The following is an 11,412-nucleotide window of genomic DNA, read 5'->3' on the forward strand; positions in this document are numbered from 1 at the left end:
TATAACGTCCCCTTTATTTTATTCCGAAACGGATTGCTTTGATACACTGAATAACCGGAATATTTAAAATTGCAAGTCCATAAACCGTCAAAAGCTGTGTTATGCTTAATGAAGTTACACTAAATATACCTTCCAGTGCCGGTATTGTCAATACGGCTGTAATCAGGACAAACCCGATCAGGAATGCTCCCTGAAGGTAGATATTATTGAAGAAACCTCTCTTAAACAGAACCGGTTTGTCGGCTTTACAGTTGTATCCGTGGAACAGCCTGGACAGACAGAGTGTTCCGAATGCCATTGTGCTTCCGAGAAGAGCGCCTTCGCTTGTATATCCAATCATAAACGCGATCATGGTCATGACACCGATGGAAAGACCTTCTGTCACAATCTTAAGAAGGAAGTCTTTTGTAAGAATCGACTCGTCTTTCTTTCTCGGTTTCTCATCCATAACATCTTTTCTGTGAGGCTCCAGTCCAAGAGCGATCGCCGGAAGACTGTCTGTCAACAGGTTGATGAACAACAGATGTACCGGTGCAAACGGAACCGGAAGTCCTGCGATAGACGCATACAGAACGGCAAGGATTGCTCCGAAGTTTCCTGACAACAGGAACTGAATGGAACTCTTGATGTTCCGGTATACATTTCTTCCGTTTTCTACTGCCTTGACAATTGTTGCAAAGTTATCATCTGTCAGTACCATGGAGGCTGCATCTTTTGCCACCTCGGTTCCTGTGATTCCCATTGCCACTCCGACATCTGCCTGTTTCAGAGCAGGTGCATCATTGACACCGTCACCGGTCATGGAAACGATGTTTCCTTTTTCCTGCCATGCTTTTACGATCCGGATCTTGTGTTCCGGTGAAACACGGGCATAAACAGAAATATGTTCTACAAAGTTTTTCAGTTCTTCATCGGACATAGTTTCTATATCCGCACCCTCACATGCCTCGGACTCTTCTTTGAGAATTCCGATTCTCTTTGCAATAGCTGCTGCCGTTACTTTATGGTCACCTGTAATCATAACAGGTTTAATTCCTGCGCGGATACATTCTGCTACCGCATCTTTTGACTCTTCACGCGGCGGGTCCATCATCGAGATCAGTCCAAGGAATGTCAGATGATCTTCATCTTCGGCTGTAATTCCCTTCTTGCCTTCCAGTTTCTTATATGCAAATCCAAGAACACGAAGCCCCTGTCTGGAAAATTCCTGGTTCATTTCAGCGATGTCTTCCCGGTCTTTATCCGTCATCGGCTTTTCCTCGCCGTTTTTGCGGATCTGTTCCATTCTCTGTGAAAGGACATCTACCGCACCTTTGACAAGCATGATGGTTCCTTCTTCTGTTTCATGTACTGTGGACATGAGCTTTCTGTCACTGTCAAAAGGAACTTCAGAGATTCTTGCATATATTTCACGGGTTTTTTCCACGTCCATGCCGCAGTTTCCCGCGAATGTGACAAGCGCTGTCTCCGTAGGATCCCCAATCTCCTCACCATTGACATTCTTTGCGTCATTACAGAGAATACTTGCAAACATCAGCTTTTTCGTGTCCGCATCTTCCCGGGATACTTCACTTTTTGCCATCCTTCGTCCTGCAACGTAATAATCCTCTACTGTCATCTTGTTCTGTGTCAGTGTTCCTGTCTTATCAGAACAAATAACCGATACGCTTCCCAGACCTTCTACAGCCTGCAGCTTTCTGATAATCGCATGTTCCCTTGCCATTTTCTGAGTACCGAAAGAAAGTACGATCGTCACGATAGAGCTTAATGCCTCCGGGATTGCTGCTACCGCAAGTGCTACCGCAAACATAAATGCGTCACCAAAAGATTCTCCTCTCCATACATTGATTCCCATCAAAATCGCACAGAGAATCAGAATGAGGATGGACAGCTTCTGTCCGAACTGATCCAGGTTTACCTGAAGAGGAGTTTTCTTTTCTGATGTCGTCTTTAACAAAGATGCAATCTTACCGACTTCCGTTTCCATACCGATTCCGGTCACAACATATTTTCCTCTTCCGTATGTGACAAAGCTTCCTGAGAATGCCATGTTAACTCTGTCTCCAAGAGGTACTTCCTTTTCTATCGTATCCTCACTTTTCTCAACAGGAATACTTTCTCCTGTCAGTGCACTTTCATCAATCTTCAGACTTGCCTGCTCAATAATTCTTCCGTCTGCCGGAACCTGATCACCTGCTTCCAGAATGACGATATCTCCTACTGTTACTTCTCTGGACGGAATCTGTGTCACAATCCCGTCACGCTCTACCTTTGCTTCCGGTCCGGAAAGCTTTTTCAGACTGTTCAGAGACTTTTCTGCTTTGACAGTCTGTACTGTTCCAAGGATTGCATTAATCGTGATAACGATCAGAATAACGATCGCACTCTCCGCGTCACCCAGAAATCCCGAAATAATTGCAGAGATAATCAGAATAATTACAAGGAAATCCTTGTACTGTTCCAGAAAGATCATTCCAACACTTTTCTTTTTCTCTTCCTGTAGCTCATTTGGGCCATATTTTTTCTGATTTTCCCGGGCTTTCTCACTGGAGAGTGATTCCAGTGAGCCGTTGATGTCCATCCTGGTTTCATCAGACCCCATCTGATAATACTGTTTCATTTTCTTCCTCCTTACTTTCTTATAGGGTGTACCATTTTTTCTTTCGCGATTCATGCAGAAAAATAAAGTATAAAAAAAGAGACTTTTACTGCATTTCGCTCATGCAATAAAAGTCTCACTGTTTCATACTCGATCCGGGCAGATAATCTGCCGTACTGACGAACCTGTAACGCTCTTTCCAAGCGCCAGTTACTCCCTTTTATTAATTAATAATATACCTATTTTTGTTTGAAATGTCAACCACTATTCTTTTCAAATTTGAAAAAACGGCTGCCGCACAAAATCTGTACGGCAGCCGCTCTGAAATCTTATTTTCAAAACAGATTAGTTTGTAATTGTCATTTCTGTTTCTTTGTCGAATACGTGGATCTTTTCAGCATCGAATGCGAATTTAACTGTATCTCCGTTTCTTGCTGTTGTTCTTGGATCAACACGAGCTGTCATGTTTGCTCCTTCGTAATCGAAGTGTAAGTAAACTTCTGCACCAAGCATTTCGTATACACGGATTGTAGCTTCGATTACTGTATTCGGAGAAGATGCGATGAACATTGGCTCATCATGTACGTCTTCCGGACGAATACCAAGTACAACTGTCTTTCCTGCGTATCCTCCATCGATGAGTTTCTTAGCTTTTGCAGGAGGAAGTTCGATCTTTGCAGGTCCTACATTTAACAGAACCTTGTCTCCTGAAACTTCACACTGTGCATCAAGGAAGTTCATCTGAGGAGATCCGATGAATCCAGCTACAAACAGGTTGCATGGTTCATCATACAGTTTTCTTGGAGTATCTACCTGCTGAACAACACCAGCGTTCATAACTACGATTCTTGTACCAAGTGTCATAGCCTCTGTCTGGTCATGTGTTACATAGATGATTGTAGTACCAAGTCTCTGATGAAGTTTGGAGATCTCGATACGCATCTGTCCTCTTAATTTTGCATCCAGGTTGGAAAGAGGTTCGTCCATAAGGAATACCTTAGGATTACGAACGATCGCACGTCCCATAGCAACACGCTGTCTCTGTCCACCGGAAAGAGCCTTCGGTTTACGATCAAGCAGTTTTTCAAGGTCAAGGATCTTAGCTGCTTCACGAACCATTTTGTCGATTTCCGGTTTCGGAACTTTTCTTAATTTCAGTCCGAATGCCATGTTATCGTAAACTGTCATATGCGGATACAGAGCGTAGTTCTGGAATACCATCGCGATATCTCTGTCTTTCGGCTCAACATCGTTTACAACTTTATCGCCGATTCTTAATTCTCCTGAAGAAATTTCTTCCAGACCTGCAACCATACGAAGTGTAGTAGATTTACCACATCCTGAAGGTCCTACGAAAATGATGAATTCTTTATCTTCGATTTCAAGGTTGAAATCTTTTACAGCTTCAAAGCCGTTTGGATAAACTTTATTGATATGTCTCAATGATAAACTTGCCATTGGTGCTTCCTCCTAAATCTTAAACCGTTTTTTTCGATGTATTTAGTATAAAAAAAAATCCCAAAAAACGCTAGTGCATGATTGCACAAACATTTTTTAGGATTCTGTACAAGGTGACCAACACTTTTTTGACATATTTTGTCAGTTTTTCCGGATAAGTTTCTGATAAATATCACGCTTACTGACTCCTCTGTCTTTTGCCGTCCGCTTCATCGCTTCCTTCTTTTCGATTCCCTGATCCAGATAGATCTGAAGATGCTCCTCTACAGAAAGCGCAAGCCATCTGGCCTTTTTTGCTTCCTCCATCTCTTCGCGGCTTTTTCCTTCCAGAACAAGCACACATTCGCCTTTCGGAGGATTCTCCTCATAAAAACGGCATGCCCCGTCGAGCGTATCCATATAAGCAGTTTCATGTTTTTTCGTGAGTTCCCTGCATATCGTGATTTTCCTGTCCCCTCCGAGAGTTTCCGCAAGTTCTTTGATTGTCTTTACAAGTCTGTGAGGCGCTTCATAGAGGATGATCGTCCTTGTCTCCTCCTTCATCTCCGAAAGAATCTGCTGCCGCTCCTTCTTATCCTGCGGCAGGAACGCCTCAAACGCGAATCTTCTGGTCGGCATGCCGGATATCGTAAGAGCCGTGATACACGCGCACGCTCCCGGAAGAGACGTCACAGTAATTCCTTCCTCCCGGCACATTTTTACAAGCTCTTCTCCCGGATCCGAAATTCCCGGTGTCCCTGCATCTGTAATCAGGGCGATATTCATTCCTTCCTGCAGCTTTTCCACCAGTTTTCGACCCTTTTCGATCTTGTTATATTCATGATAACTCGTCATAGGGGTATGGATCTCAAAATGATTCAGGAGCTTAATACTGTTTCTCGTATCTTCCGCTGCAATCAGATCCACTTCTTTTAATGTCCGTATCACCCGGAACGTCATATCCTCCAGATTTCCGATTGGAGTAGCGCACAAATATAATATTCCTGACATGGTTTCTCCTTTATTCTTCTCCTGCTCTTCCCATCCCGTAGTTGAGAAGAAGATCCCTTGTATAGCTTCCATCTTTTTCGTAGACAATCAAAGGCGGCTCTATCTGAATTCTGGATTTTCCTTTATTGCTCCCCTCTATCAGAACCATATTCGGCTCCTTGTCCACATAAGGATGAACCAGGCGCATCCGCTTCGGTTCAATGCCGTAAGCCGCCATTTTGGTGAAAATCTCCACCAGCCGGAATGGCCGGTGCACCATATAAAATCTGCCGTGGAATTTCAGAAGTCTTGCGCTCTCGCGCAGAATGTCATCCAGAGTGCAGAGCACCTCATGCCGGGCAATCGTCTTCGCGCTGTTTATGTTTGTAATCCCGTGCTGCCCGATCATATACGGCGGATTGGTGGTAATGACGTCAAAAGAAGCAGCTTTAAAATAGTCTGCCGCTTCTTTGATATCGCCTGTCTTTATAGTGATTTTATCTTCCAGATGATTGTGCTTTACGCTTCTTCTTGCCATGTCAGCACTCTCCTCCTGGATCTCCAGCCCTGTAAAGTCTTCTCCGTCAGTCTTGACTGTCATCAGAATCGGAATAATGCCTGTTCCGGTTCCGATATCAAGAGCACATTCACCTTTCTTGACTTTTGCAAAACTGGCTAAAAGGACCGCGTCCATTCCAAAGCAGAATTTCCCCGGATGTTGGATGATCTCATATCCACGTGTCTGAAGATCGTCCAGTCTCTCGCCTTCTTTTAACTTACACATTGTCCAGTTTCGACGCTCCTTCATTTTTCTCAAGTGCCGCAAGTTCCTTCATTTCTTCTTTGGACAATTTCATGTCGCTCTTCTTTCTTCTTGGTCTGAATCTCAGATCCGAAGCCTTGTATTCCCGGATTTCCTTTTCATCATTCTCCAGTGTTACAATGACTTTGACAAGCTGGCGCAGAACGCTTAAGCTCTGTACTTCTCCTTTTAATCCTTCCGGAGTCGTTACCGTATCTCCTGTAGACGGAAGTCTGCTGTTCAGCTTTTCGTAAGTCTCCTGCTCGTTTGTAAGGCAGCACATCAGTCTTCCGCATACTCCGGAAATCTTTGTCGGATTAAGGGAAAGATTCTGCTCCTTTGCCATCTTGATCGATACCGGAGCAAATTCCGACAGATATGTATGGCAGCAAAGCTCTCTTCCGCAGATTCCGATTCCTCCACGGATCTTCGTCTCATCACGCACTCCGATCTGTCTCAGCTCAATCCTTGTCCTGAAAACCGCTGCCAGATCCTTTACAAGTTCTCTGAAGTCAATTCTTCCATCTGCTGTAAAGTAGAAAAGCACTTTATTATTGTCAAACGTATACTCTGCATCAATCAGCTTCATCTCAAGCTTATGCTTTCTGATTTTTTCCAGACAGATCTGAAATGCTTCTTTTTCTTTTTCCCTGTTTCGCTCTTCTATTCTCCGGTCCTCATTCGTCGCAAGGCGGATGACAGACTTTAAAGGCTGTGTAATCTGATCGTCTTCCACCTCTTTCGGTCCGATCACTACATTTCCAAATTCGATTCCTCTAGCCGTTTCAACGATTACCTGCTGACCTTTTTTTATATGGAATTTTCCAGGAGCAAAGTAATAAACCTTCCCTGCCGGACGGAATCGAACTCCTATAATTCTTGTCATATCTTAGTTCTCCTTTATAGTCAGTAGCAGAAGCTCCATCACCAGATCGAAATTTACATTTGCTTTCAGTCTTACCTTGGCTGTCTCAAGTGCCTTGAGAATCGTCTCGATCCCTTCATAGGAGCTTGTATTTGCCCTCTCTTTGATGTACTTCATCTGATCTGAGAATATCACTCCGTTGATATCTTTCGTCGCCTTGTAAAGCAGCACGTCCCGATACCATACACTGATCAGATCCAGGATATCATCTACCTCTATCTTGTACGAGGAGAGGCTTTTCAGCGCCTTCAAAAGCTCCGGAAGCTCCATGTCCTTGATGTATTTCATCATCTGGAGCGTCTCTTCTTTGATCTCATTAAAATGCTCTGAGGTCGCGAGCATGATCGCTCTTCCCATATTTCCCTGGGCAAAAGCAGTGCAGACGTCCGCCTTATAATCCGGTATCTCCATCTGCTCCATCAGATATTTTTTAATCAGCGCATCCTTTACATTCTTGATCTTTAAAATGACACACCGTGATAAGATCGTAGGCAGAAGGCTGTCCGCATTTTCTGTAAGAAGGAAAATCACCGCATACTCCGGCGGCTCCTCTATGGTTTTCAACAACGCATTCTGTGCCTGAGGCGTCATCATGTCCGCATCCGGCACAATATAGATCTTATATTTTCCATTGTAAGGCCGGATCATAATATCATTATTAATCTGTACACGTACCTCATCCACGCTGATCGTATTCGGCTTTTCGTGAACCACCCTGATAATATCCGGATGATTTCCAGATAGAGCCTGACGGCAGGAATGACACTCATTACACGGCTCTGCTCCGCCCCGTTCACATTGAAGCGTCATCGCAAACAGCTGTGCAAACATCTTTTTTCCTGATCCGCGCTCTCCATTTAAAATATAGGCGTGGGAAATCTGGTTCTGCGTAATAGCTTTCTGAATATAAGATACTAAATCCTTACGCCCGACAACATCTTTAAATCCCGTCATTATTTTCACCTTCTTTTTCTATGTCAATCCCCGATTCTGGTAAATTTAATCCAATATAATTATATCACAAACATTTCTGAATATATAGCATTATTTCATTGAGGCAGTCTTCCAGTACTATATTTTGAAACCGCCTCTGTATGCCGCATCTGCTGAGGTTTTCCTCGGAGAAATCTTCTGTATCTGCCAGAAATCTCCTGCACATTTCCGCATATTTCGGCTTCTCCTGCATCCGCTCTCTTGAAAGTGCCCTGAAAAGACGTTCTCCGTCTTCCACTTCCACGTAGACGGGTACAATCTGCCCTTTCCCGAAATAACCGCACATCTTTTCAAAGGATTCCAGCGTTCCGATCATCAGATAATCCTGATCCTCCAGCCGGATTTTTCCGTCATCAGCCGTGAAATACTTCCAGATGCCGTGAACAGTATGGTATTCCCGCAGTTCAATCACCCTGTTTTCTTTCTGAAACGCATCCAGAACTTTATCATCTACAAAAAAGTACTCCTCCCCGTCCCGTTCGTTTTCACGCATCGGTCTTGTCGTATAAATCGTCACGGTATGAAGAAATGGCATTCTCTTTTTCAGTTCCTTAAAAATCGTGTCTTTTCCGGAGGAACTTTTCCCCATCAGATAGAAAATCTTACCCATTTATCCACACTCCTATTCTGTTTTCCTCTTCTGTTCCTTCAATAGTAAATCCCATATCCCGGTACTGGCAGAGCAGCTCTGCCGCCCGGGCAGAAATTCTTTCTCCCGGAACAACGATCGGACATCCCGGCGGATACAGGTATGCGAAGTCAAGCGAAATCCTGCCTGCGCACTCTTCAAAGCGTACTTTTTCTTTCTCTTCTTCGCTGACCTCATCCCGCCAGCACGGGATTCTGGCCTGCTCAGCTTTCGGAATTTCCGTCCGTATCTTTTTACTATCCTGACAGGTTTTAACCTGTTTGTCAATCTCAAGAAGCGCTTTCTCCAGACGATCAAATCCTTCTTTTGTATCCGCCACAGACGTCATTGCAAGAATATAATTTCCTGCTGTCATCTCCATCTGAAGATGGAAGGTATGGAAAAGCTTTTCGGAAAGCTCTCTGCTTGACCAGTCCGTCCCCTCTGTAGAGATAACAATTTTGGATCTGTCATACGATGTGGATTCACACAATTTCAAATGTGTCATTTTCCGGAGCTTTTCCCGCAGGCTGTCCAGATTTTCTGCATAATTACCGAAAACCTCGTCCTTCCTTGTCTCCAGCATATGGATGCATGCATCAATCCCGGCCATCAGAACGTACGATGGACTGCTTGACTGCAGTATGTGAAGATACCGCTCCACTCTTTTACGATCCACTATTGATCCGTTCATATGAAGCAACGCCGTCTGTGTCAGGGAAGGCAGCGTCTTGTGTACACTGTGTATTACAATATCTGCTCCTAGTCTATTCGCATTTTCCGGAAAATAGTCATGAAATCCAAAATGTGCGCCGTGTGCTTCATCCACAATCAGCGGAATCCCGTATTTGTGTACGATTCCGGCAATTTTTTTTATATCAGAAACTACACCATCGTAAGAGGGAGAAACAATCATTACCGCGCGGATCTCTCTCCTCTGTTCCAAAATCTGCTCCACATCTGCCGCATCAATACAGCCGCTTAGTACTGCTTCCTCATTCTCCTGCTTTTTCGGATAAATATAGACCGGCTTCATCCCGAAGATTTCCACCGCATGATAAACCGATTTGTGGCAGTTTCTCGCGATCAGCACCTCATCTCCTCTTCTTGTACACCCCGCCAGCGCACTCAAAATGCCGACCGTACTTCCATTTACAAGAAAATGGGTCTCTTCTGCCCCGTAGACAGAGGCCGCCCGCGTCTGCGCATCCTTTAGAATTCCTTCACAGTGATGCAGATCATCAAATCCTTCTATCTCCGTAATATCGATCCCAAAAGGAAGATTTTCCTCCATAAAGTTTACATTTCTCTTATGCCCCGGCATATGAAATGCGTAATAATCCGACTTTCCATATGCATCCAGCTTTTCATACAACGTCATAATTCCCTCCTGTAAAAAATGCTGCCCTTCCTTAAAGGGCAGCTGATTTCATTCCATATTCATGGTCCTGTTTTTACTCTGCGAATACCTTCACATTATAAACTGCATTTTGAATTTCCTCTGCAGTTTCCCTGTTTCCCGTATTCAAAACCGCTGAAATCTGACATCCATACTCCATTCCAAAGTTTCCGGATGCAATCAGATATTTTATTTCATTTTCAAGATCATATCTAATCGTAGCATAATAAAGTCCTTCACTTTCATAGGAGCGAAACTCTTCAATCTGGTAAGACATATTTCCGATAATCTCTTCATACAAGGCTGCACACTCCTGCTCTGTTTTTGGAAACTGCTCCGAGGATACACCTTCTTCTTTATATTCAATTCTGACTTCTCCAACATCTCCGGACAGTACAACACTATCGTCACTCTGATCTGTACACTCAAAATCTCCAGGCAAATCTATCTGTACTTCCTGAGTCCCCAACTTATAAACATTTTCTGATATGATACTCTGATCCGTCTCTTCGCCGCCTGAACATCCACCTGCAGCAATTATGGCAAAGAAACAGGCAATCATCAGCGCAGCCCTTATCTTACCGTAGATTCTCCTCATATTCTCTCTCCTTCTTTTCCTAATTTCAGTTTATCGTCAGAAGACCTCCATGTCAAACTTATTTCAGTTTTTTCACTAAAATCTTACATATTTTATAATAGAACCCACTTTCATATCCTGGCTTTCAGAAAATTCTGCAATACAAAAACCCCATATGAGTTATTACTCATATGAGGTCTGTTTCAGTGAAGCATCGGGGATTCGAACCCCGGACAACTTGATTAAAAGTCAAGTGCTCTACCGACTGAGCTAATGCTCCATAAATATAATTTCAATGCCCAAAGCCGGAATCGAACCAGCGACACGAGGATTTTCAGTCCTCTGCTCTACCAACTGAGCTATCTGGGCCTATCCTCAATAAAAAAGGACAAAAAAAATTGCGGGGGCAGGATTTGAACCTACGACCTTCGGGTTATGAGCCCGACGAGCTTCCAGACTGCTCCACCCCGCGTTATTATGAAGTTATTATATATTATAGCACATTTCCTATGAAATATGCAAGTGGATGGAGGTGGATTCGAACCACCGAAAGCGTTGCTAACAGATTTACAGTCTGCCCCCTTTGGCCACTCGGGAATCCATCCAGAATACCAATTAACCTGGTAGAGCCAACGATCGGACTCGAACCGATAACCTGCTGATTACAAATCAGCTGCTCTGCCAATTGAGCCACGTTGGCGTTTTTAATTTAAATGCCACGTTGGCAAAATGCCAGATTGGCAATGGGACCTATAGGGCTCGAACCTATGACCCTCTGCTTGTAAGGCAGATGCTCTCCCAGCTGAGCTAAGATCCCAAAACGACCCGGATGGGACTCGAACCCACGACCTCCGCCGTGACAGGGCGGCGCTCTAACCAACTGAGCCACCGGGCCATTTGATACTTCCATGTACCTTCAAAACCACATATAAGTCCACTTCTTTGTCATCCTGCTTTTTCCTATCCACCATTCCTTGGTTATGCCCTCGACCTATTAGTAACAGTCAGCTCCATGCATTACTGCACTTCCACCTCTGCCCTATCTACCTCGTCGTCTTCAAG

The 11,412-nt window shown here is 44.1% G+C and carries 9 protein-coding genes, 7 tRNA genes and 1 rRNA gene; all 17 read right to left on the reverse strand.

The features are described from left to right. Positions 1-13: 13 nt before the first annotated feature. The gene (locus tag B5G11_RS11740) at positions 14-2,620 is read right to left on the reverse strand and encodes a calcium-translocating P-type ATPase, PMCA-type (RefSeq protein ID WP_087253929.1); all 2,607 of its coding nucleotides are present in this window, start codon (positions 2,618-2,620) and stop codon (positions 14-16) included. A gap of 324 nt (positions 2,621-2,944) precedes the next feature. Beyond that, positions 2,945-4,057: a sn-glycerol-3-phosphate ABC transporter ATP-binding protein UgpC gene (gene ugpC / locus B5G11_RS11745; RefSeq protein WP_087169569.1), complete on the reverse strand. Its 1,113-nt coding sequence runs from the start codon at positions 4,055-4,057 to the stop codon at positions 2,945-2,947. A 141-nt stretch (positions 4,058-4,198) separates the two neighbouring features. Further along, positions 4,199-5,047, reverse strand: a complete 849-nt coding sequence (rsmI, locus tag B5G11_RS11750; protein ID WP_087253932.1) for a 16S rRNA (cytidine(1402)-2'-O)-methyltransferase — start codon at positions 5,045-5,047, stop codon at positions 4,199-4,201. Between the two features lie 10 nt (positions 5,048-5,057). Next, on the reverse strand, positions 5,058-5,810 hold the full coding sequence (locus B5G11_RS11755) for a tRNA1(Val) (adenine(37)-N6)-methyltransferase (RefSeq protein ID WP_087253935.1): 753 nt from the start codon (positions 5,808-5,810) through the stop codon (positions 5,058-5,060). After that, complete coding sequence (locus B5G11_RS11760; RefSeq protein ID WP_087169566.1) at positions 5,803-6,714, reverse strand: stage 0 sporulation family protein; 912 nt, start codon at positions 6,712-6,714, stop codon at positions 5,803-5,805. The genes B5G11_RS11755 and B5G11_RS11760 overlap by 8 nt, the downstream gene beginning before the upstream one ends. A 3-nt stretch (positions 6,715-6,717) precedes the next feature. Beyond that, positions 6,718-7,707, reverse strand: a complete 990-nt coding sequence (gene holB, locus B5G11_RS11765; protein WP_087169565.1) for a DNA polymerase III subunit delta' — start codon at positions 7,705-7,707, stop codon at positions 6,718-6,720. A gap of 64 nt (positions 7,708-7,771) precedes the next feature. Next, the gene (locus B5G11_RS11770; protein ID WP_087169564.1) at positions 7,772-8,356 is read right to left on the reverse strand and encodes a guanylate kinase; all 585 of its coding nucleotides are present in this window, start codon (positions 8,354-8,356) and stop codon (positions 7,772-7,774) included. Next, positions 8,349-9,755: an aminotransferase class I/II-fold pyridoxal phosphate-dependent enzyme gene (locus B5G11_RS11775; RefSeq protein ID WP_330677536.1), complete on the reverse strand. Its 1,407-nt coding sequence runs from the start codon at positions 9,753-9,755 to the stop codon at positions 8,349-8,351. The genes B5G11_RS11770 and B5G11_RS11775 overlap by 8 nt, the downstream gene beginning before the upstream one ends. 73 nt (positions 9,756-9,828) lie before the next feature. Next, entirely contained in the window at positions 9,829-10,371 is a 543-nt protein-coding gene (locus B5G11_RS11780) for a hypothetical protein (RefSeq protein ID WP_087253941.1), read from the reverse strand. Between the two features lie 186 nt (positions 10,372-10,557). After that, positions 10,558-10,630, reverse strand: a tRNA-Lys gene (locus B5G11_RS11785). 16 nt (positions 10,631-10,646) lie between these two features. Beyond that, positions 10,647-10,719: transfer RNA gene (locus B5G11_RS11790), tRNA-Phe, on the reverse strand. A gap of 29 nt (positions 10,720-10,748) precedes the next feature. Beyond that, positions 10,749-10,822 (reverse strand) — tRNA-Met (locus tag B5G11_RS11795). Positions 10,823-10,873: 51 nt separating this feature from the next. Continuing rightward, positions 10,874-10,955, reverse strand: a tRNA-Tyr gene (locus B5G11_RS11800). 22 nt (positions 10,956-10,977) lie between these two features. Next, a tRNA-Thr gene (locus B5G11_RS11805) sits at positions 10,978-11,050 on the reverse strand. A 44-nt stretch (positions 11,051-11,094) separates the two neighbouring features. After that, positions 11,095-11,167 (reverse strand) — tRNA-Val (locus tag B5G11_RS11810). 4 nt (positions 11,168-11,171) lie between these two features. Next, positions 11,172-11,245: transfer RNA gene (locus tag B5G11_RS11815), tRNA-Asp, on the reverse strand. A gap of 79 nt (positions 11,246-11,324) precedes the next feature. After that, positions 11,325-11,412: ribosomal RNA gene (locus B5G11_RS11820) — 23S ribosomal RNA — on the reverse strand; the annotation flags it as partial.

This window comes from Drancourtella sp. An57, assembly GCF_002161525.1.
Classification (GTDB): Bacteria; Bacillota; Clostridia; order Lachnospirales; family Lachnospiraceae; genus Sellimonas; species Sellimonas catena.